This is a genomic window from Vibrio sp. Isolate34, from assembly GCF_022397915.1.
Taxonomy (GTDB): Bacteria; Pseudomonadota; Gammaproteobacteria; order Enterobacterales; family Vibrionaceae; genus Vibrio.
In genome coordinates this window covers 196,300-218,572 of record NZ_JAKEUO010000007.1, presented here as the reverse complement: position 1 = coordinate 218,572, position 22,273 = coordinate 196,300, and the positions used below count along the sequence as shown (strand labels likewise).

The window sequence follows — 22,273 nt, the reverse complement described above, 5'->3', positions numbered from 1 at the left end:
GAAAAATTGGGTTTAGTTACCGATTTCGTTTTGCGCCGTTCGTGATGTTACTCTCATATTTGGAATCTATGATTACATGAAAATTACGACCCTAACCATCTGATATAAATGCAACTCAATAATAAAATACACTTGTAACAAAGTGCTAACAAATGTATAAAAACATATCTACACTCTCAACAGTTAAAAGATTTCCGGAGTAACGCATGAACCCTTCTATTTCCTCACATGCTGACAAAGCGCTACTCTCTGAAAGAATCAATAAATTAGCGCATGCTCTATCCGATGGTGTCTATGAAAGAGAAGACACGATTAAGCTTTGTTTACTGGCGGCTCTCGCCGGCGAAAGTGTATTCCTATTAGGCCCTCCGGGCATCGCAAAAAGTCTTATCGCTAAGCGCCTAATCCAGGCTTTTGATAACAGCAGCTATTTCGAATATCTGATGACACGTTTCTCTACGCCTGAGGAAGTGTTTGGCCCGCTAAGTATCCAAGAATTAAAAGACAACGGTCGTTATGTAAGACTGACCGAAGGTTATCTACCAACCGCACAAGTTGTGTTCCTTGATGAGATCTGGAAAGCAGGCCCTGCAATCCTAAACACGCTGCTTACTGTAGTGAACGAAAAAACCTTCAAAAACGGCAGCGATATTGAACGTGTGCCAATGCGTTTGTTGGTTTCTGCATCTAATGAACTCCCAGACGAAGACAGCGGTCTAGAAGCCCTTTATGACCGTATGCTGGTTCGCGTGTTTGTAAACCGTATTCAAAACAAACAAAACTTCAAATCGATGTTGACGACTGGCACGTCTCAAGAAGCAGTGATTCCAAAAGGTTTGGCGATCACTGACATTGAATATCACCAATGGCAGAAAGAGCTCGACAAGCTAGAGCTGACTGATAACTCGTTTAACAAGCTGTATGAACTGAAAACCATGCTTGAGGAAACAGTTAAGAAGCAAGGTTCAGCATCAGAGTCTGACTTGTACGTATCAGATAGACGATGGAAGAAAGCCGTTAAGCTATTGAAGGCGAGTGCTTTCTTTAGCGGTCGAGACAGTGTGAACCCGCTGGATATCATGCTTCTGCAAGATTGTTTATGGCACAGCCCAGAATCACGTGATGTGGTTCGTAGTGTGGTTAAAGACTTTGCATTGAACCGTGCGTTCGATCAGCAAGAGTCAAAAGCGCAAATCGAAATGTCTCGTGAAGAGCTTGAAGAAATTCAGGACGACGTTGAATCGACGCTGTCTGTGTCTTTATCGATGGAGTCTACCAGTGGCTTGCTACGCAAAGACGTTTACCAGAATGATATCAAGAACGCGAAGATGTACAGCGTGGGTAGCGCGTACAACTTAGTGAAATTGGTTCTGCTGCAAAGCAACATGTCAGTTTCTGAATCTGAGAAAGGCGATAGTCGCTGGGTATACGTAGCCAAAGACGATTTTGACCGTGTGCTTAAAGAAGGCCATGGTGATATTTACGGTTACGTGAACGAAAACAAAAATCTCTGTCGTTTGAAGCTGGATCTTGATGCTTCGAACCAGTTGGTTATCAAAGATATCGCGAATCGCTCGGTATTAGTCAGTGTCGTGACAACTGACGGTTTGGACCAAGAGCTTTACAACAAGTGGCTAACTGGCGCAGAGAGAGCGTTAGAGCAACTCACAGAGGCCGAGTTCAAGTTGAAACGAGTGCGTACTGAGTTCCATGATGCGTTGCCACATAACTACATTGACCCAGAGCTCCCTAAAGCGATGGAATCAAGCTTACAAGCGGTTACACAAGACTTGGAAACCACAAAGGTGAAGAGTAGCAAGATCGCACAGCGCATTAAGTTTATGAGTCAGTACTTCGAGTAAGGGGAGACAAGTATGTTAGGAGCAGACGGCTTAAACCTTGCTTTAATGGTTGCTGACTCAGGCATCATAGATACAGCGATGAATGATCTCATCGCTCGTTCTCAGGTCATGATGGCGGCTGAGAACAAGGGCGTGAAAACGTCGGTAAAAAACCACTTGGTAAAATGGCGCGGTAAAGTGAAAAAACGCGTTACCAAGGTGTGTGAGACCGACCGATTCCAAGAAGAAATAGCACTTTATCAAGAAGTTATTCATTGGGATGAGCCTCAGTTTTTTGATGAGATTGACAGTGTCATCAAAAAATTGGAGTGGCACTCAGCGTTTTACCTTCAAGCCAGACGCCTGATGGAACACAACAAGGGCGTTTATAATGCGATGTTCCCACACTATTTCTGCGACCAGTGGTATCAATCACTGTCCGACGCGATCAAGCAAGCGCAAGTTACCGAACTTGAAACCAGCAAAGAGAAAGTATTAGCCGATCTATACCAGCGCATGGAAACCATGAAAAACATGGATAAAGTGACCGAGTCTGGTGATGAAGGCAGCGTAGGGCGCTTGTGGGATATGGCATCGGCTAAGTTAAGTAAAACTGACTTAACCGTAATGAAGCGCCATGCTGAATTCTTAAATAAGCATAAAGGCCTACAAGAGATCGCCGAAAAACTTGGCCGCATGGCTGGTGAGGAAGATGATCCTTCGCTACACAAAGCTCCTGTAGAAGAACTGCAGATGGTCGAAGAGAAAAGCGATGAAGCGGTTGATGACATTGTCGGGATTCACGAAAGTGATGACCTCAACAAGATGCTTCCAAACGAGACCATGTTCCTAGCTTATCCTGAACTCGAAGTAATCTTCTACAAGCATTTGGCTGACAAGCGCTTACTCAGTTACCGTTCGCAGGGTAAATCTCGTACGTTACGCAAAGTAAAGGCGCAGAAGCCGGATAGCAAGAACGTTGATATTGAGAAAGGCCCGTTCATTGTTTGTGTGGACGCTTCTGGCTCGATGAGCGGCTTCCCAGAGCAATCTGCCAAAGCAATGGCTTATGCCTTGATGCAAATCGCTCTCGCGGAAGAACGAGACTGCTACGTGATTCTTTTCTCTTCTGAGCAGATCACCTATGAGCTAACACGACAAGATGGCCTGCGTGAGGCAAGTGATTTCTTAAGTTACTCATTCCACGGCGGTACGGATTTAGAGCCTGTGTTGATGAAGTCGATTGATTTAATGACGGGTGATAAGTACAAAAACGCAGATTTGATTGTGCTTTCTGATTTTATTGCGCCTAAGCAGTCAGACGAGATGATCGCTCAAGTCGAAAAATTGAAAGAACACAAAAATCGTTTTCATGCAGTGAGCTTATCTAAATACGGTAACCCTCAACTCATGACTATGTTTGACCATTGTTGGGCATATCACCCAAGCTTGGTTGGTCGTTTCATGAAGAAGTGGTAACACCAATACACCTAAATTGAATTCATTTTGCTGTGTGTTTTTTGATAGAAGAGATCGAACATGCAGCAATTTGATTTAAATGTCAGCAAACGGAATTTAAATTCACTTTTTTGTTTGACTATCTCCTCTCAATCCGTAAAGTAGGCACCCGAACACAGCGGAGCGGCTTACTTAAGTCCCTAAAGTGTTGAATTAAAAAGGCGCCTTGGCAGAGTGGCTATGCAGCGGATTGCAAATCCGTGGACCTCGGTTCGACTCCGGGAGGCGCCTCCATTATCTCTCTAGTTTCTAGAGTTGAATAATGAAAATGCGATACTAGCTCAGTTGGTAGAGCGCAACCTTGCCAAGGTTGAGGTCATCGGTTCGAACCCGATGTATCGCTCCAAATTTTGTCATGTTGATTTATTTCGACATTAAGATGGTGTTTTACTTTTCAGTAATCGGCATCGCAATAAAGAATTGCGCGCCCTGGTGGTGGAATTGGTAGACACAAGGGATTTAAAATCCCTCGACGTTCGCGTTGTGCCGGTTCAAGTCCGGCCCGGGGCACCATCTATTTGATTGTTACCTTTTGTTGGTGATTTTCAAAAGAGTTGTTCTCTTAAAACACTATTGAAGGCGCCTTGGCAGAGTGGCTATGCAGCGGATTGCAAATCCGTGGACCTCGGTTCGACTCCGGGAGGCGCCTCCATCATTCAGAAGAAACCAGTCCTAGCGGCTGGTTTTTTCGTTTCTGACTTCCCCAAAAACTTCCTACCTGCTCATTTCAATGTTTATCAAAGAAATCCTTATTGCGTATATACTTGCTCATCAAGTGGTAAGAGAAAGGTCTTATCAACCAACTAAAAATAGAACGTCCAAGGCGAATAAACGTTGGGGTGTTCTCATAGATTCTGCCGTTGTAGAGCCAAAGTACCTTTCCTACATGCCAATACAGTAAAGGTACGGGCGGCATGAAGGTTACGATGTCGATATCACAACAGATGCGGTAAGTCTTCTTACTCAAGTGATAGTGTTTTCGAAAACTCCAATCACCGATCGCAGGTTGCCCAAATGTCACGATTCGCTTAATGCAGCCTGGATACTTTTGATCAAAGTAATCAGCGAAGACACAACCGATAGCGCCACCGGAAGAGTGACCAGTAATAGACACTCTCTTACCTTGCTCTATTAGAGGTGTGAGCGTAGCTTCCAAGCGTTCAATAACGGTTAAGCCAAGCCTATCTTCATTACGACTTGGCTGACTTTCCTGAAACATTAGATGATAGAAGCCAGCATGCACACGATAATTGAGCCCAATTCTTTTGCAGCTTCTTGTCCATAGAGCAAAGGTGAGTAACCAATCTGAGATGCTGTGCGATCCTTTGATAACCACAACCACTTCATCTTTGTCGCTGCTCCACAGCACTCGAATCATGGTTTTGCCAAACTGGTTCTTTATGATGCGTTGTCCATTTGGGTCAAAACCATAGCTAGTTTGCTTAAATACTCTAGGGTAGGCGAGGTTACATAGAACGGCGTAGCGTTCATATTGGTATCGTTTTAATGGCTTCACATGTTTGCTTCTTAATAAGAGTTACTTAGAACTCTAGTCGTTGAATGTGAAAAGCACATGAAAACACCATTTACTTGATTCGTTGAAGAAAAATCGAAATAGGTCGCTGTCGCCTAAGTTAATCCTAGTTAGTAAATAGCGTTGTAAAACTAGAGAACAACGTATAAGAACCGTACAAGCTGCACTAAATTTATTCTTTGGAGAGTGATAATTAATCACTTGAATTAAAAGATAAAATTTATTGTTGACGAATTTTATCCATCCGTTAAAGTACACCTCGTTCTCACGGCTTAGGTCGCTGAGAGATGGTGTTTTTACGTTTCAGTAATCAGCATCGCAAGATTGCGTTGCCCTGGTGGTGGAATTGGTAGACACAAGGGATTTAAAATCCCTCGGCGTTCGCGCTGTGCCGGTTCAAGTCCGGCCCGGGGCACCATCTATCTTGCTTCTACTTTTGAGTAGAGTGATGAACAAAGAGTTGTTATCTTAAATCACTATTAAAGGCGCCTTGGCAGAGTGGCTATGCAGCGGATTGCAAATCCGTGGACCTCGGTTCGACTCCGGGAGGCGCCTCCATTCTCTCTTTTATTTTAGAAAGCTGATGAATGAAAATGCGATACTAGCTCAGTTGGTAGAGCGCAACCTTGCCAAGGTTGAGGTCATCGGTTCGAACCCGATGTATCGCTCCAAATTTTGTAATGTTGATTAATTTCGACATTAAGATGGTGTTTTACTTTTCAGTAATCGGCATCGCAATAAAGAATTGCGTGCCCTGGTGGTGGAATTGGTAGACACAAGGGATTTAAAATCCCTCGACGTTCGCGTTGTGCCGGTTCAAGTCCGGCCCGGGGCACCATCTATTTGATTGTTACCTTTATTGGTGATGCTCAAAAGAGTTGTTCTCTTAAAACACTATTGAGGCGCCTTGGCAGAGTGGCTATGCAACGGATTGCAAATCCGTGGACCTCGGTTCGACTCCGGGAGGCGCCTCCACTATTCAAAGTTAAAAGGCCAGCAGAAATGCTGGCCTTTTTGCTATCTGAAATTCTAAACTCTCATGCTATCTCCAAACTCCCACGTATGCTCATTAATCAGTAGCACCTCTAGGAACAAGCCTTATCTGATCACTTTCATTGCCGGTCTTTTCCTTATGTAAACCTATCATTTGCTGAACAACCAACAGCATCTGTTAACCAATTGTGCCGTTTGTGAGTGGAATTAGTGGGGAATGGAAAAGGGCGACTGTCTTTTGCGTCATTAAGTTCTTCATATTTATACATAGTTGCTCATGATCCTGTAACGCTTTCATGAGTTATTACACTTATTATGACTACAAATGAAAATGATTGTCATTTAACTGCGTTACTGCTAACCTAATGTGAAACTTTACAACATCTTATCTAATGCACGAAAGTGTATATGAAACCTCGATAAACCTTATTAAACCTACGGTTATTCGTTTGCTTCGTATGATAGATCAGCAGATCTACCTCTTTTGTTCTACCCCTTTTGGGTAGTTCGATTTCGTAATTGATTTACATCATATTTTCATTTTCTTTCATAATTCATTATTCGCTCAGTTAAGAAATATATAACCTTCAGGAATTCTTATGAGCAAGATGAAGCTAGTCGTAATCGGTAACGGGATGGTCGGTCATCGCTATATCGAAGATTTAGTCGAGAAGACAGATGTTGCTAACATGGACATCACGGTGTTCTGTGAAGAGCCTCGCGTAGCCTATGATCGTGTACACCTTTCTTCTTATTTTTCACACCATACTGCGGACGAACTTTCTTTAGTTAAAGAAGGCTTCTACGAGAAACACGGCATCAACATGCTGATCGGCGAACGTGCTATTAACGTTAACCGTGAAAAGAAAACAGTTTACTCAAGCACTGGTCGTGAAATCCAATACGACAAACTCATCCTTGCTACAGGTTCATTCCCATTCGTACCGCCAATCAAAGGCAACGAAGGTAAAGACTGTTTTGTTTACCGCACAATTGAAGATCTAAAAGCTATCGAAGCTACGGCTAAGAACTCTAAGTCTGGTGTTGTTGTTGGTGGTGGTCTACTTGGCCTTGAAGCGGCAGGTGCACTTAAAGCACTTGGTGTAACCACACACGTTGTTGAGTTTGCTCCTAAGCTAATGGCTGAGCAGCTTGACCAAGCGGGTGGCAACCAACTTCGTCAAAAAATCGAACGTATGGGCGTTAACGTACATACAAGCAAGAACACGCTTGAGATTGCTCCTGAAGGCACTGAAGCTCGCAACGTAATGCGTTTTGCAGACGGAACAGAGTTAGAAACTGATTTCATCGTATTCTCTGCTGGTATTCGCCCACAAGACAAACTTGCTCGTCAAATGGGTCTAGGTATTGCACCTCGTGGCGGTATCGAGATTAACGATCACTGTCAAACGACAGACAAAGATATCTACGCAATCGGTGAGTGTGCGTCTTGGAACCAAACGTTCTACGGCCTTGTTGCTCCTGGTTACAAAATGGCGACAGTTGCTGTTGACCACGTTGTTGGCAACGAAAGCACATTTGAAGGTGCTGACATGTCTGCGAAGCTTAAGCTTCTAGGCGTGAAAGTAGGCTCTATCGGCGATGCAAACGGTCGTACTCATGGCTGTAAGAGTTACGTTTACCAAAACGAAGAACAAGAAGTTTACAAGCGCCTAATCGTTTCTGAAGATAACAAGAAGCTTCTTGGTGCCGTAATGGTTGGTGATACGTCTGACTACGGTGATCTTCTACAGCTTATGCTGAACGAAATCGACCTACCAGAACACCCAGATGCACTGATTCTTCCTGCGCACGCTGGCGCTGAAAAGCCAACACTTGGCGCAGACTCGCTTCCTGAATCTGCAGTTATCTGTTCTTGTTTCGATGTGACTAAAGGCAAGATCGCTCAAGCGGTTGCTGAAGGTCATCACACAATCGGTGATATCAAAGCGGTAACAGGCGCAGGCACTGGTTGTGGTGGTTGTATTCCACTAGTGACTTCAGTATTAAACGCTGAACTTGCTAAAGCCGGTGTTGAAGTGAAGAACGACGTGTGTGAGCACTTTGCTTACTCTCGCCAAGAGCTTTTCCATCTAATTCGCATCGAAGAAATCAAAACGTTCGATGAGCTACTAGAGAAATACGGTAAAGGCTACGGCTGTGAAGTATGTAAGCCTCTAGCGGGTTCTATCCTCGCTTCTTGCTGGGGTGAACACATCCTTAAGCCTGAGCTAGTGAAACTGCACGATACCAACGATAACTTCCTAGGTAACATGCAAAAAGACGGTACTTACTCTGTTATCCCTCGTATGGCGGGTGGTGAAGTAACGCCTCAAGCACTAAGCGTTCTTGCTGATGTTGCTGCAGAATACAACCTGTACACCAAGATCACGGGTGCACAACGTATCGGTCTGTTCGGTGCTCAGAAAGATGACTTACCAGCTATCTGGAAGAAGTTAATCGCTGCAGGTTACGAAACAGGTCAAGCTTACGCAAAAGCACTTCGTATGGCTAAGACATGTGTTGGTTCAACTTGGTGTCGTTACGGCGTTCAAGATTCAGTGGGCCTAGGCGTGATGATCGAGAACCGTTACAAAGGTATCCGTACTCCTCATAAGATGAAGTTTGGTGTGTCTGGTTGTACTCGTGAGTGTGCTGAAGCCCAAGGTAAAGATTTAGGTATCATCGCAACTGACGCGGGTTGGAACATGTATGTGTGTGGTAACGGTGGTATGAAGCCTCGTCACGCAGACTTACTTGCAAGCGACCTAGACCAAGAAACGCTGATCAAATACATTGACCGTTTCATGATGTTCTACATCCGCACGGCTGCTCCACTGCAACGTACTTCGGTATGGATGGACAACCTAGAAGGTGGTGTTGATTACCTACGTGAAGTGATTGTAGACAACAAGCTTGGCATCAATGACCAACTTGAAACTGACATTGCTGGCCTAGTAGATAACTTTGCTTGTGAGTGGACAGATACAATCAACGACGAAGCTCAACTTAAACGCTTTGCACACTTCATCAATGCTGATGACCGTGATGAAAACGTTGTGTTTGTTGATGATGGCCGTGAACAACACCGTCCAGCGACATTTACTGAGAAACACCCTGAAGCCATTACTTCAAAGCATCAGGGCGACATCATTCACGTAGAATCTGTTTAAGGGGAGACGACATCATGGCATTTACCAAAGTTTGTAAGATCGAAGACATTATCCCAGGTACAGGTGTTTGTGCGTTGGTTGGTGGTGAGCAAGTAGCGGTCTTCCGCCCAACGAAAGCTGAAGAAGTATTCGCGATTAGCAACACAGACCCTTACTTCCAGTCTAACGTGTTATCACGTGGTCTGATTGTAGAGCACAAAGAAGAGCTTTGGGTGGCAAGCCCGCTCAAGAAGCAACGCTTCAACCTGACAACAGGTGCGTGCATGGAAGACGAGAACTTCAACGTGAAAGCGTACAAAGCTCGTGTTACCAAAGGTGCTGTAGAAATCTCTGCTTAATCTTTGGGTGAGTAAGATTTGATAGTTCAAGGGTTCTAGTTCTCGATATTGCCTTAACTCGGTAACTAGAGCCTTTTCCTATCCAATTTTAACTTTTAATTTTACTTTTTTAAGGACAACATTATGTCTCCTGATTACAAACCAGCTGAATTCGTTCAAACGATGATTGATGTGGGTGAAGCGAAAACTAAAACAAGTACTCGCGATCTTCTGATTCGAAGCACTATGGCTGGTATCATCCTTTCTCTAGCGGTTGTTGTTGCTATTACAGCAATGGTACAAACAGGCGTTGGCCTTGTTGGTGCACTCGTGTTCCCAGTTGGTTTCGTTATTCTAAGTGTTATGGGTTACGACCTAGTAACTGGCGTTTTCGGCCTTGCTCCTTTAGCTAAATTCGACAACCGCCCGGGCATCACTTGGGGCCGTATTCTACGTTGTTGGGGTATTGTTGGTCTTGGTAACCTTATCGGTTCTTTGATTGTTGCTTTCCTAGTGGCTGTGTCATTAACAGGTAACTTCTCTCTAGAGCCAAACGCTGTTGCTCAAAAGTTCATTGCTGTTTCTACAGGTCGTAGCTTAGGTTTTGAAAACATGGGCATGGACGGATGGATCACGTGTTTCGTACGCGGTATCTTCTGTAACCTAATGGTATGTCTAGGTGTGATTGGTAACATGACAGCGCGCACTGTGTCTGGCCGTGTAGCAATGATGTGGTTCCCAATCTTCATCTTCTTCGCACTAGTATTTGAGCACACAGTTGTAAACATGTTCCTATTCCCACTGGGTATGATTCTTGGCGCTGACTTCGGTATCGCAACATGGTTGAACTTCAACCTTATCCCAACAATCCTAGGTAACATCGTTGGTGGTCTACTAATGACATGTGTTCCTCTATACCTAACTCACGCTAAAACAGCTCCTTCTCTAGGCGCTAAGTAATTCTGAATACGGTGAAACGTAATTTAGTATGAGATTTAAAGCCCCAACGAAATGTTTGGGGCTTTTTTAGTTCAAATGCCTTAAGCATCATCAAGGTGTTGATTAGTATTAAATACCTGCAATAGATCGTTTTGTTATAATTACTTCTATCTTCGTTAGTATTTAAACTGAATATTTATATCAACACCTGATAGTCTAAGGGTTAAGGATTTGGATAAGTCATCATGAATACAGTGACTTATCACATAGATTGAAGCTTGAGATAAAACAAGCAAACCTTCGGAGCACAGCATGTCAGAAGTATCGTCATCGAATGTTAAAGAAGTAAACAAAGGATTTGTTTCATTGGTAGGTGCAGGTCCGGGCGACCCAGACTTACTTACGCTAAAAGCGGCACGAGTGATTCAACAAGCAGACGTGTTGGTATATGACCGCTTGGTATCAAAAGATATCTTGGCGATGGCTAACCCAGACGCAGAAATGCTGTATGTGGGTAAAAAGCTTGATCATCACTGTGTACCGCAAGATCAGATCAACCAATTATTGGTTACTAAAGCCCAAGAGAATAAGCATGTAGTACGCCTGAAAGGTGGTGACTCATTTATCTTTGGCCGTGGTGGGGAAGAGTGTGAAACTCTGGCTGAGAATGATGTGAGATTTGAAGTTATTCCTGGTATTACCGCAGCCGCTGGTGCTACGGCTTATGCGGGCATCCCGTTGACGCACCGTGACCACGCGCAAAGCGTCCAGTTTATTACCGGTCACTTAAAGAAAGATGGCGAAGATATCGACTGGCAATCTCTTGCTCAACATAATCACACGATCGTGTTCTACATGGGTTTAAAAGAGAGCCCGAATATTCAGAAGAACTTGCTTGATAACGGTATGCGAGCAGATATGCCTGTCGCTATTATCGAAAACGGTACTCGCAAAGAACAGAAGGTGTATCGAGGTGGATTGAGTGACTTAGCTAACCTTGCGAGTGTAGCTAAAAGCCCGGCTTTGATCGTTGTTGGCAGTGTGGCTCAGCTTCATGAAAAACTCGATTGGTTTAACAAGTAACCAAGTCACACTCGATAAAACTGTTTTGAGTTAAATACTGCAGCGGCTGCTTTGTCGCTGCATTTCTTGTTGGCGCATTGGCATTTCGTCGATGATATTGGTGATTTTCTGCCAGTCTGTCTTACCATTCCATCTGTGCTTCTCTTTTCCGTCTTTACCAATCAATACCGCAGTGTGTGACCCTTTAGGGATCTCATAAACGCTGGTTACTGCCTCTAGGTTAAACTCTTCTTCTAACCAAGTGGGTACGGTGTAGCCACTCTCTGCAATCACCATGATAACCACATCACGTTCGTCCAATTGGCAGTTGTTGATCAACACTTCGTTTAGAAACTCTTTGACCACTGAGTCCTCTGTTGGCGCGAAATAGATGACGCTTCGGTGTGGGAGTGGACTGGAATGAGAATAAGCTGGGTAGGCAAGCACTGAGTTGATGGTTAAGCTCATAATTAACACCGTACTGATAGTTAGAACCTTTATAACACTAGACCAAACGTTCGAGTGATTGGCTGCTTGTGCCGCTTTGGTTGTTCCCATGCGTGTGCACGATTTGTGTGTTTGTCGGTGTAGCATAGCCAACCTCCTTTTAATACGCTAAGCCTGAGTACGATTCAGTTGTGACGTGAATGAAGCCCACGAAACGAGTCGCCATCTAACAGCAGAACGAATCGACTTACTTTAAGCATAGTTAGATTTACGCCAAAGGTGTTTACGTCACCACTAAATATACTCAGGTTTACGTTAACGATAACCAACAGGTTCATTTTTATTGAGTAAAGCGACTCGCATTTTACAATTGAATAGAATAGGGTATACGGAAAATCTAAAGGTATGAATTTATGGAAAACATAGCAATTTTGGTCGACGTTCAGAACGTTTACTACACGACTCGCGATAAATACCGTTCTAACTTCGACTATAACCAGTTTTGGTATGTTGCCACGGAAGGGCGTAACGTGGTTGCCGCCAATGCTTACGCAATCTCTAGCCAAGATCCTAAACAGCGTCAATTTCATCATATCCTTCGCGGTGTCGGCTTTAATGTAAAGTTAAAACCATTTATCCAGCGCCGAGATGGCAGTGCAAAAGGTGACTGGGATGTTGGTATCGCTTTAGATGCTATAGAACTCGCGGAAACGGTTGATACGATCGTTCTAGTATCTGGAGACGGTGATTTTGAAATCCTCGTAGAGCGAATCAAGGAACGTTTTGGTAAGCCTGTCGAGGTGTACGGTGTTCCGGGATTAACTGCTCAAAATCTTATCGATTCTGCCTCAAAATTTGTACCGATTGAAAAAGATTTCCTTCTTTAGGGTTAATCTCTCATTTTATAATTGAAATCAATAATAACGATAATTAAAATGCAAACTATTATTATTTATCGGTTTGTATGATGTCGCGCGTTTTAGTTGTTGATGATGATATTCAGTTGTGTGAATTATTGGGTGAAGTGTTAGAAAATGAGGGGTATCACGTTGATACTGTTCATTGCGGTGAGTCCGCGCTTGAGTTTATTCAATCGAACCCTGTCGATTTGGTTTTACTCGATGTAATGCTTCCTAACCTAAGCGGTATTCAAGTAGCAAGACGTATTTGTCAACGTTTTGCTACTCCCATTCTTATGTTGACCGCGCTTAATGATGACGCTTCAATGCTCGATGGCTACCAAGCGGGCGCCGACCAATACATTGCCAAACCTTTCAATGTCCCTGAACTCCTGACTCGTATAAAGGTGATTTTACGCCGAGTAGGCTTTGAGCGTCAGAGACAATCTTTAGCGTCATCTAACCATGGCTTGTGTGAACAGCTCTCTCGTTTACCGTTAACTGGCACTGAAAAAGATCTGCTTGATTATCTAATCAAAAATGACGGTATCGTTGTATCCAAGTCAGATCTGCAAATACATGTTTTGAAGAAAGAGCTTTGCCCCTTCGACCGTAATTTAGACATGCACATTAGTAATATCCGTCGAAAATTGGTGCAAGCAGGCTTATCTAAACAACACATCAAAACCGTTCGTGGTAAAGGTTACAGCTACCTAGAGTCGGTAGGAGCATGAGTGCCAAGCTGATACGCTGCCCGGATTTTATCGCTAAGCGAAAAGATGGTTTAACCTTTCAACTGTTTAGTTATCTGACAGTGATTCTAGTGAGCATTTTGATCCTGCAAGGTGTGGCGGAAAGAGCCTTGATGAAGGCCTTGTTGAAGGTGCCTGAATCCGTCAAAGCTGAAATGCTCGACCTTGCTTATCAAGCTAACGTGCTGATCGAAGAAGGGGACATGGATGAACTTGCCGATTGGGGTAACGCTCAACGCTATTATCTTTTTGTTATTGATAAAGATAACCGTCCAATCACACATCGACACATGCATCCGCACTTCGAATTTAAACTCAAGTACCTGCGTACCTTAGATCATCAGCTCAGTGACCGTGTGAGTAAGCCTATTTTTGGTTTGCCACTGGATAACGGTAAAACACTAGTGATTCAACTACCTCATCAATTCCACCCCGCTAAATCCTTTGCGCCTTATTCCTATATGTTAAAAGCGGTGATTGCTCTGATCGTGTTGTCGCTGTTCTCTATTATTATGGCGAAAAGCCTGCAACAGCCACTCGATCGTTTAAGAGAGGCCAGTCGAAGGCTCGCACAAGGGGACTTCTCGGTAAGTGTGGTCTCTGAACTCGATTCAACCACGCGAGAATTTAATGAACTCGCTCACGACTTTGACCATATGACGTTTGAAATCAAATCATTGGCCGAAAAGCAGCGTCGTTTGATTCGTGATGTCTCTCATGAACTTAGAACGCCATTGGCAAAACAAAATCTCGCATTACATCTTCTACGTAGTAAGGTCGATGATAAGAGCATTGGATTACTTGAACGGATGGAAAGTGAAACAGAAGAGATGAACAAGCTGGTGGGTGAGATCCTCGAATTCAGCCGACTAGAAACGTCTCGTTATGATTCCAAATTAACTTTAATGCACCTTGAACACTATTGTTCGATGCTGATTGCTCAGATGCAAAACGATTTAAAGCCAAACCAAACCCTAGTCGGTGATTTGTTAACGCCAACATCGATGGTCAATGTTGATGAGAGGCTGCTTCTAAGAGTTATTGGCAATCTGGTCGGTAACGCCATTAAATACGCAGGTGAACATGCTCATGTTGTCGTGACTACGTATGAACAAACGACAGATAAACGTTACAGTGTCATATCTGTAGAAGATGATGGTGATGGCATTCCAGATAGCAAGATTGCAGGTATATTCGATCCGTTTACACGCATAGAGTCAGCTCGAGACAAACAGTCTGGTGGTTACGGCCTAGGGCTTGCGATTGTTAAAGAAGCGATGGGTGTGATGAATGGGCACGTTACTGCTGAGAATAGAGAAGGTGGGGGACTCAGGGTCAATCTTATGTTCCCAATCGACGAGTAACTTAAGTACTTTTTCTAGAGATAGTTAATACCGAATACGAATTCAAAAAACGATACTCAATAAAAAACGCCACTGCATCTGCAGTGGCGTTTCTGTTTATACGCTTTTTCTGAGTTAAGGTGTAGCCATTAATTACACCTTAGCTCGAAGGCAAGAGCGTAGCGAAACTAGATTATGCCTGTTGGCGTGATAGCTTAACTTCTTCTTCTTTCTCACCTGCTGCAGGGTCGTTGAAGCGAGACTCATCAAGAGCGCCTTCAGACTTAGCAACGATGATAGATACGGCACTATCACCTGTGATGTTTACAGCGGTACGGATCATGTCTAGAAGACGGTCAACACCCATGATTAGAGCGATACCTTCAAGCGGTAGACCAACTTGGTTCAATACCATCGCTAGCATAACAAGACCAACACCAGGAACACCTGCAGTACCTACAGACGCCAGTGTCGCCGTTAGGATAACCATTAGGTAATCACCCATTGAAAGGTCGATGTTGTATGCTTGTGCGATAAACGCCGTCGCAACACCTTGCATGATAGCAGTACCGTCCATGTTCACAGTCGCACCTAGTGGTACTGTGAAAGACGCTACTTTGTTGTCTACGCCCATACGGTTCTTAGCCGTTTCCATGGTTACTGGAATCGTTGCATTTGAAGATGCTGTTGAGAATGCAAACATGATTGCATCTTCCATCTTACGTAGGAACGTAATCGGGCTAAGGCCTGTGAATCCTTTAAGCATTGCGCTGTAAGTCACCAGACCGTGTAACAGTAGGGTACCTGCAAGTACTAAGAAGTATTCTGCTAGGTTCCAAATCGCACCCAAGCCAAGGCCAGAGAACAGCTTCGCCATTAAGAAGAACACGCCGTAAGGAGCAAGGTTCATCAGCAAAGCAACAAGCTTCATGATAACTTCGTTTAGGTCTGCAAATACAGCAGCGATACGTTCACCGGGTTTACCAGCAGCACTAATAGCAATACCGAATAACACAGCAAACACGATTACTTGAAGTGTCTTGCCCTCAGCCATCGCCTGAATAGGGTTGGTTGGGAACATGTCGATGATTACTTGGCCAAGAGAAGGGGCATCCGCTGATTTAAAAGAGCTCGCAGCAGTCAGATCCGCACCAGCACCAGGTTGGAACAGGTTACCGATCGTCAATGCTAGAGTGATAGCAACGGCTGTAGTACCGATATAAAGTGCAAGCGTTTTGCCACCCATACGGCCAAGAGTTGATAAGTCTTTAAGGGAACTTGTACCACATACTAGTGAAACGAAAACTAGTGGGACAACAAGCATTTTTAAACTGGCGACAAAAATTTGTCCGCCCACTTCAAAGAGTCCGTTAACGATGTAGTTGTTAACAAATCCACTTTCTGCAAAAAGGGATTGAATGGCAAATCCCGTGAATATACCTACGACCATACCGAGGATTACTCGACCAGTCAGAGACATAGGTTTCTTGGTATTCATTTAGAACACTCCTTATTATTTATAACTTTGATACCTTTTCAAAGTGAGCAGGAGATTAGCAGTCGGATAATCAATTCGAAAAACAAAAAATGAGTTTGGAATTATAGATGTGATCAAAATCACTGATAATTGTGTAAATTAAACAAATAAAAACAAAATAATTCACCATTAATTTACATCCATCGAGGGTTTTATACATAAATTTGTCGTTTCAAAGGTAGTAAATAAGAAGATATGATTTTCTTATCAATCTTCACGTCTTCAATTGACTGAGCCTATATCCGTGTTTCAAAAAATTCGGTGGAGATAGCCACTCGATTTACGTCAATGAGCCTTAACTATCTGTATTGAATTGGTTTTGTTGATCTCTTCAAATATGGCTCGCTGATAGGCCTTTACAAAACTTTACGAATGCAAAGAATGTAAATTTAATGCAAATGGTAATAGTTATCACTTATATTCACTCCCGAAACAATTCAGTGGTACCGGTAACGGTTCAGCGAACACATCGAATAAAGAACAAAGTGTTCGTCTAAAAGAATAAAAGCGGAGTAAAGGACATGTTTTCAAAGAGCCCATTGGCTTTAGTGATCGGCGCAGTATTAGCTTCACCAGCAGTATTGGCAGAAACAGTAAAAACAGACGAGCACATGGTTGTTGAAGGTCGTGACTACGGTTACAAAGCCGACACGAACACAACAGCAATGCGCATGGAGGCGACTCAATTAGAGACTCCAGGACAAGTTTCAGTAATCGATGAGCAAATCATCGATGAACAGCGTGCAACAACGCTAGGTGACGTTCTTAAGAATGACGCGAGTGTAAGTGCGGGTGGTACAAGCCGTAACCGTGAGCGTTTCTCTCTACGTGGTTTCTCAGTAGAAAGCTCTTCGGGCTTCCTTAAAAATGGCCAGCAACATTGGTCTCACTACCGTCAGCCAATCGAATTACTTGAGCGTGTTGAAGTACTTAAAGGACCTTCTGGTCTTCTTTACGGTATTTCTGCACCAGGTGGTTTGATCAACATGGTAAGCAAAAAGCCTACTTATGATACACAAGTAAGCTTAAGCCAAGACATAGGCTCGAATGATCATACTCGTACAACTCTAGACGTAAGTGGCGCCCTGAACGATGCAGAAACGCTACGTGGTCGTGCAATTCTATCTAAAGAAAGCTACGGCTCTTGGAGAACATACGGTGACGGTACTGAACCACAAACAGAGCGTTTTATTGGTGGTGTCTTCGTTGATTACGATGTAACTGAAGACGTAATGGTTTCTGTTCACTACGACAAGACCAACGACGAAGGCAGCGTAGATTCTGGTGCACTATACACACTAGACGGCAACCGAGTGGGTAGCGACAAGCATATCTGGGATGCGCAGTGGTCACAGATTGAAAACGATGTTGAGAACGTAGGTTTTGATATTGCTGCTAACCTGACTGACACATGGTCTTTAAAAACAGGTTTCAACTACCAAGATTTTGAACGTATCGATATGGAAAGCTACCCAAGCTTTCAAAATATGAACCCTGATGGTACCGGTACGGTAACTCAAGGTGGTAACTACCGTCACGATAAATGGCGTTTCAGAACCGCTTACGTCGATCTAACGACAACCGCTGATCTTGCTGGCACAGAGCACCAGCTATTATTCGGCGCTAACTGGTTAGGTTACAGCTATTACCGTGGTATGGATCGTTTCAGCAGCGGCGAATACGCACCAGATGCAACGGTACCAGCACCGTCAGTGGGTCCAACATCGCTAGGCAAGATGAGTACTTACGATACTTGGGGTTTCTACATTCAAGATCTGATTACTATCAATGACGAATGGCAAGTTCTTGCGGGTGCTCGTTTCGACCGTAAAGTAAGTGAAGGCGTTGCAGAAGAAAACGTAGCACCTAAGCTTGGCGTGATTTACCACCCAGCATCAAACGGTAGCATTTACGCTTCTTACTCTGAAAGCTTTGAACCACAAGGTGTTGTCTCTAGCGGTAGCCGTAACTACACCAACGATGGCGAACTTCTTGATGCCGCGACGGGTGTTTCTTACGAAGTCGGTACTAAGTGGGAACTGATGGACGAACGTCTATTCGTTTCTGGTGCGGTATTTGATATTACCCAAGAAAACATCTCAATGGATGTAGAAGACACTTCATCAGGCGATTGGACGAAAACACAAGGTGGCGAACAAGTTCACCGTGGTGCTGAGTTAGCCGCGCAAGGCTTTATCTCAGAAAAATTCTCTATGTCTGGTTCTGCAATGTACTTAGATGCTGAAATCACTAACCATGAAACGTATGAAGGTAACCGTCCGGTTGACGTACCTGAGTTTGCAGCAAGCGTTTGGTCTACTTACGCAGCAACAAACGAAGTTGATGTGAACTTAGGTCTTATCTACGAAGGTTCTCGCTACGGTGATAGTGCGAATACGTTCAAGAAAGATGGCTATGCTCGTGTCGATATGGGTGCAGCATACACGCTTAAGTACGACGACTCTCTAGACTTCGTTGCTCGTCTAACCGTTGAGAACGTATTTGACAAAGAATACTTAGCGGGTGGTGGTTCAACTTCTTCGAACCACCAATTTGCAGAAGACGTAGTAATCGGCGAAGGCCGCAACTACATGGCGACTTTACAGGTAAAATACTAATTTGTTAGTAGGGTGCGATTGGTAGCCTAAATGGTAAGGGGAAAGTTTCGACTTTCCCCTTTCGTGATTCTGCTATTTGGTAAAATATCCCTAGTAATGTGAGTGACTTTTAATGATAATGAGAGTGCTTATCAATAAAATTCATTTGACCTTCTTCTTATAGTAAATGACTACAATTATGAATCTTTTAAAATCTAGCCTAGCGCTTGCCATCAGTTTGGTTGCAACGTCTTCTATGGCAAACAGCTTGGATCAAGCTCAATCAATTCAAAACAAGACCAATAACGCGTCGGCTTCGAGTCAAAAGGTTATTGATAAAAGCTCACAAGCGACTTTAATGCTGCAAGCTGAGATTGAGCGTCTGCAAGAAGAAGTTAAAAACCTAGAAATCTATCACGATCACCTTGCTGCATTAGTTGTGAGCCAAAACCAAGAAGCTCAAAGCATTGAAGAGCAGATCGAAGAAATCAAATACACACGCCAAGGTGTCGTGCCATTGATGTATCAAATGATCGATGGCCTTCAACAGTTGGTAGAGAAAGACGTGCCGATTAAGAAAGAACAGCGTCTAGAAAGAGTAGAAAAGCTACAAGCAATGATGACTCGTGCTGACGTAAGTGATGCTGAGAAATACCGTCGCATCCTAGAGGCATACCAAATCGAGATGAACTACGGCATTAAGCTGGGTGTTTACCAAGGTCGTGTCGCATTGGCGAGTGATAAAACAATCGAGGCAGATGTTCTGCACCTAGGTCGTATCTCTTTAGTTGCTCGTAACCTAAATGGCAGTCAATACTGGGCTTGGAATCAAACAGAAGCTCAATGGCAAGAACTTGATTCCTCTATGAAGTCAGAGCTAGATAAAGCGTACGAGATTGCTGGCCAACAAGCTGCTCCAAGCTTGATTACTTTACCTGTTTCTTTAACTGTTGCGGAGGTTAAGTAATGAACTTAAAACCATTAGCAGCATTGCTTTGCATGACATTACTTTCATTTTCTGCATTTTCTGCATTTTCTGCTTCAGACTCGACGGCTCAGCTCATTAACAAAGCAAAATCAGAGAACCGTGCCCAGGCTTCTCACAACGTCGTTCGTGAAGCTGACTTCAAAAAGACTGAACAAGAGCTTAAAGCGATCAAAGCAGAGCTTGAAGCGAAACGTACATCAGTTCAAAACGCGACAGACGTTCTTACTAAAACTTTTAGCGATAATGAAAACAAGCTTGCTCGTTTAGAAGAAAAATTGCGTTTAGAAACGGGTAGCCTTGGTGAGTTATTCGGTGTCGTTCGTCAAAACGCGAAAGAACTAGGCGCAGAGCTTAGCTCAACAGTAAATAGCGTTGATCGCGCTGAGCACACCGCGACTGTTGACCAAATTATCGATGCTAAATCCCTGCCATCAATGCCACAGCTTTCTGGTCTGTGGATGAGCATGGTTGAGCAGATTCAAGCGAGTTCTGAGCTTAGCAAATCTCAAATTGCGTTCATTAATGGTGAAGGTAATACAAATAAGGTTGACGCTTACCGCCTAGGTTCGATTGGTCTTGTTACAGAGCAAGGCTATGTAAGCTGGAACACTCAGCGTGAAGATGCGATCGCTTATCTTAAACAACCACAAAATGGTCCAACGTTAGCGTCACTTTCTTCGTTATCGAATGGTGAAGTATCTAACGTGGTTGTCGATCCTTCTCGCGGGTTTATGTTGGAGCAATTAGCACTTACGCCAAGTTTAACTGACCGCCTACAAGCGGGTGGTGTGGTTGGTAAAGTGATTATTGGCCTACTAGCTATTGGTCTAATCATCGCCTTAGTTCGTGGTGTTTCATTAGCTATCGCACGCCAGAAAATCCGTGCGCAACTTAAGAACCCTGAGCAAGCGGGTAATAACCCACTAGGCCGTGTTCTTGCTGTGTACAACAAAGAACAAAACCAAACGGTTGAAGCGTTAGAGCTGCGACTTTTAGAAGCGGTAGTTGATGAGCAGACTCACCTAGAGAAAGGCCTATCGATGCTTAAGCTATTGGCGGCACTAGCACCGATGTTAGGTCTTTTAGGTACAGTAACCGGCATGATCGAAACATTCCAAGTGATCACACAGTTTGGTAATGGCGACCCTAAAGTAATGGCGGGTGGTATTTCGATGGCACTTGTAACGACGGTACTTGGTCTGGTTGCGGCAATGCCTCTTCTACTGGCACACAACATTCTTAGCACTCAAGCAGAGAACATTCGCAATATTCTTGAGAAGCAGGGTATTGGTCTAGTTGCTGAGCAGGCTGAAAAGACCGTTGAATCAAACGCTGTTGTTTCACCAGTTGGGACTGCTGCGTAATGGATATTTTGTCGGGTTCTCTATTACCAGCGAGTTGGTTAACGAGTGACTGGCTGCTGTCTTTATCAAGCTTTATGGAGCAGGGCGGATTCGTCCTGTGGTGGCTAGCGGCTGTCGTCCTAGTGTATTGGGTGCTTGTGGTAGAACGTGTGCTTTATCTTGCGTTCTACTTTCCTAAGCAACGCCAAGCTTGGATAGCGAAATGGCATGAAAGAGAAGATCACTCTTCTTGGCATGCTAAAGCCATACGTGAAGGTTGGTTAGGGCAAGCGAGTATCTTGCTTAACCAAAACTTGAATTTTATTAAGCTGTTAGTCGCTATTTGTCCAATGTTGGGTTTGCTAGGCACTGTAACCGGTATGATCTCTGTTTTTGATGTTATGGCGACACAAGGCAGCAGTGACCCTAAATTGATGGCTTCAGGTATCTCGTTAGCAACGCTGCCAACCATGGCAGGTATGGTTGCTGCATTAGCGGGCATGTTTGTCCATGCACGTTTAGCGAAAGTGTGTAACCGCTTAGAATTAAAATTAGAAAAATCTTTAAGGAGTCAACGATGAGACTCGGTCGACGTCATTCTAAAAACGAAGAGGCTCAAATAGACCTTACTTCGATGCTTGATATTGTCTTTATCATGCTTATTTTCTTTATTGTGACCAGTTCATTTGTTCGTGAATCAGGGGTAGAAGTCAATCGCCCACAAGCTTCTAACGTAGTTAGCCAAAAGGATGCGGGCATCTTTGTCGCAATTACATCTGCAAATGACATTTTCATTGATAAGCGTGTCGTTGATGTTGAACGTGTACAAGCGACGTTAGAGCACTTGTTGCTAGAACAACCTGATGCTTCTTTGGTTATTCAAGCGGATGAACACGCTTACAACGGTACTGTTGTTAAAGTGATGGATGCCGCGAAAGGTGCAGGTGTTAAAAACATTGCGCTTGCTGCTGATAAGCGATGATCTTGGAG

17 protein-coding genes and 9 tRNA genes are annotated in these 22,273 nt (G+C 43.8%); 23 read left to right on the top strand and 3 right to left on the bottom strand.

Going from position 1 to position 22,273, the window contains the following annotated elements; translation table 11 throughout:
- Positions 1–206: 206 nt before the first annotated feature.
- From L1D22_RS10395 to L1D22_RS10370, 6 genes are all read left to right on the top strand, one after another.
- On the top strand, positions 207–1,862 hold the full coding sequence (locus L1D22_RS10395) for an ATPase RavA domain-containing protein (RefSeq protein WP_017632334.1): 1,656 nt from the start codon (positions 207–209) through the stop codon (positions 1,860–1,862).
- Between the two features lie 12 nt (positions 1,863–1,874).
- On the top strand, positions 1,875–3,320 hold the full coding sequence (gene viaA, locus L1D22_RS10390; RefSeq protein ID WP_132788140.1) for an ATPase RavA stimulator ViaA: 1,446 nt from the start codon (positions 1,875–1,877) through the stop codon (positions 3,318–3,320).
- A 199-nt stretch (positions 3,321–3,519) separates the two neighbouring features.
- Positions 3,520–3,593, top strand: a tRNA-Cys gene (locus tag L1D22_RS10385).
- A 36-nt stretch (positions 3,594–3,629) separates the two neighbouring features.
- Positions 3,630–3,705 (top strand) — tRNA-Gly (locus L1D22_RS10380).
- 80 nt (positions 3,706–3,785) lie between these two features.
- Positions 3,786–3,872: transfer RNA gene (locus tag L1D22_RS10375), tRNA-Leu, on the top strand.
- Between the two features lie 65 nt (positions 3,873–3,937).
- Positions 3,938–4,011: transfer RNA gene (locus tag L1D22_RS10370), tRNA-Cys, on the top strand.
- A 75-nt stretch (positions 4,012–4,086) separates the two neighbouring features.
- Here L1D22_RS10370 and L1D22_RS10365 read toward each other — a convergent pair.
- Positions 4,087–4,875 carry a lipase gene (locus tag L1D22_RS10365; RefSeq protein ID WP_239829694.1) on the bottom strand — a complete coding sequence of 263 codons (789 nt, stop codon included), beginning with the start codon at positions 4,873–4,875 and terminating at the stop codon, positions 4,087–4,089.
- A 349-nt stretch (positions 4,876–5,224) separates the two neighbouring features.
- Here L1D22_RS10365 and L1D22_RS10360 point away from each other — a divergent pair.
- The 9 genes from L1D22_RS10360 to cobA all read left to right on the top strand — a co-directional run bounded on the left by L1D22_RS10360 (position 5,225) and on the right by cobA (position 11,398).
- A tRNA-Leu gene (locus L1D22_RS10360) sits at positions 5,225–5,311 on the top strand.
- Between the two features lie 66 nt (positions 5,312–5,377).
- A tRNA-Cys gene (locus L1D22_RS10355) sits at positions 5,378–5,451 on the top strand.
- A gap of 37 nt (positions 5,452–5,488) precedes the next feature.
- Positions 5,489–5,564 (top strand) — tRNA-Gly (locus L1D22_RS10350).
- 80 nt (positions 5,565–5,644) lie between these two features.
- Positions 5,645–5,731, top strand: a tRNA-Leu gene (locus L1D22_RS10345).
- A 63-nt stretch (positions 5,732–5,794) separates the two neighbouring features.
- A tRNA-Cys gene (locus L1D22_RS10340) sits at positions 5,795–5,868 on the top strand.
- Positions 5,869–6,485: 617 nt separating this feature from the next.
- On the top strand, positions 6,486–9,059 hold the full coding sequence (gene nirB / locus L1D22_RS10335) for a nitrite reductase large subunit NirB (protein ID WP_239829693.1): 2,574 nt from the start codon (positions 6,486–6,488) through the stop codon (positions 9,057–9,059).
- Positions 9,060–9,073: 14 nt separating this feature from the next.
- Entirely contained in the window at positions 9,074–9,397 is a 324-nt protein-coding gene (gene nirD / locus L1D22_RS10330) for a nitrite reductase small subunit NirD (RefSeq protein ID WP_017066844.1), read from the top strand.
- A 123-nt stretch (positions 9,398–9,520) separates the two neighbouring features.
- Positions 9,521–10,336, top strand: a complete 816-nt coding sequence (locus L1D22_RS10325; RefSeq protein ID WP_239829692.1) for a formate/nitrite transporter family protein — start codon at positions 9,521–9,523, stop codon at positions 10,334–10,336.
- A 291-nt stretch (positions 10,337–10,627) separates the two neighbouring features.
- Positions 10,628–11,398 carry a uroporphyrinogen-III C-methyltransferase gene (cobA, locus tag L1D22_RS10320; protein ID WP_239829691.1) on the top strand — a complete coding sequence of 257 codons (771 nt, stop codon included), beginning with the start codon at positions 10,628–10,630 and terminating at the stop codon, positions 11,396–11,398.
- Between the two features lie 30 nt (positions 11,399–11,428).
- Here cobA and L1D22_RS10315 read toward each other — a convergent pair whose 3' ends face one another.
- Entirely contained in the window at positions 11,429–11,935 is a 507-nt protein-coding gene (locus L1D22_RS10315) for a DUF4174 domain-containing protein (protein WP_239829719.1), read from the bottom strand.
- Between the two features lie 302 nt (positions 11,936–12,237).
- On the opposite strand from L1D22_RS10315, the gene L1D22_RS10310 reads away from it, so the two are divergent.
- The 3 genes from L1D22_RS10310 to L1D22_RS10300 all read left to right on the top strand — a co-directional run bounded on the left by L1D22_RS10310 (position 12,238) and on the right by L1D22_RS10300 (position 14,839).
- Positions 12,238–12,711 carry an NYN domain-containing protein gene (locus L1D22_RS10310; RefSeq protein ID WP_004731130.1) on the top strand — a complete coding sequence of 158 codons (474 nt, stop codon included), beginning with the start codon at positions 12,238–12,240 and terminating at the stop codon, positions 12,709–12,711.
- A gap of 80 nt (positions 12,712–12,791) precedes the next feature.
- Positions 12,792–13,457, top strand: a complete 666-nt coding sequence (locus L1D22_RS10305) for a response regulator transcription factor (protein ID WP_017630134.1) — start codon at positions 12,792–12,794, stop codon at positions 13,455–13,457.
- The gene (locus tag L1D22_RS10300; RefSeq protein ID WP_239829690.1) at positions 13,454–14,839 is read left to right on the top strand and encodes a sensor histidine kinase; all 1,386 of its coding nucleotides are present in this window, start codon (positions 13,454–13,456) and stop codon (positions 14,837–14,839) included. The genes L1D22_RS10305 and L1D22_RS10300 overlap by 4 nt, the downstream gene beginning before the upstream one ends.
- Positions 14,840–15,011: 172 nt before the next feature.
- Here L1D22_RS10300 and L1D22_RS10295 read toward each other — a convergent pair whose 3' ends face one another.
- Positions 15,012–16,316, bottom strand: a complete 1,305-nt coding sequence (locus L1D22_RS10295) for a dicarboxylate/amino acid:cation symporter (RefSeq protein WP_239829689.1) — start codon at positions 16,314–16,316, stop codon at positions 15,012–15,014.
- Positions 16,317–16,876: 560 nt separating this feature from the next.
- Between L1D22_RS10295 and L1D22_RS10290 the strand changes: the two genes are divergently transcribed.
- The 5 genes from L1D22_RS10290 (at position 16,877) to L1D22_RS10270 (ending at position 22,265) form a co-directional block, all read left to right on the top strand.
- Positions 16,877–18,973 carry a TonB-dependent siderophore receptor gene (locus L1D22_RS10290; RefSeq protein WP_239829688.1) on the top strand — a complete coding sequence of 699 codons (2,097 nt, stop codon included), beginning with the start codon at positions 16,877–16,879 and terminating at the stop codon, positions 18,971–18,973.
- Between the two features lie 178 nt (positions 18,974–19,151).
- Positions 19,152–19,919 (top strand): DUF3450 domain-containing protein, encoded by a 768-nt coding sequence (locus tag L1D22_RS10285; RefSeq protein WP_239829687.1) that lies wholly within the window; start codon positions 19,152–19,154, stop codon positions 19,917–19,919.
- Positions 19,919–21,304: a MotA/TolQ/ExbB proton channel family protein gene (locus tag L1D22_RS10280; protein ID WP_239829686.1), complete on the top strand. Its 1,386-nt coding sequence runs from the start codon at positions 19,919–19,921 to the stop codon at positions 21,302–21,304. The genes L1D22_RS10285 and L1D22_RS10280 overlap by 1 nt, the downstream gene beginning before the upstream one ends.
- Positions 21,304–21,864: a MotA/TolQ/ExbB proton channel family protein gene (locus L1D22_RS10275; RefSeq protein WP_010429842.1), complete on the top strand. Its 561-nt coding sequence runs from the start codon at positions 21,304–21,306 to the stop codon at positions 21,862–21,864. The genes L1D22_RS10280 and L1D22_RS10275 overlap by 1 nt, the downstream gene beginning before the upstream one ends.
- Complete coding sequence (locus L1D22_RS10270) at positions 21,861–22,265, top strand: biopolymer transporter ExbD (RefSeq protein WP_004739212.1); 405 nt, start codon at positions 21,861–21,863, stop codon at positions 22,263–22,265. The genes L1D22_RS10275 and L1D22_RS10270 overlap by 4 nt, the downstream gene beginning before the upstream one ends.
- Positions 22,266–22,273 lie beyond the last annotated feature (8 nt).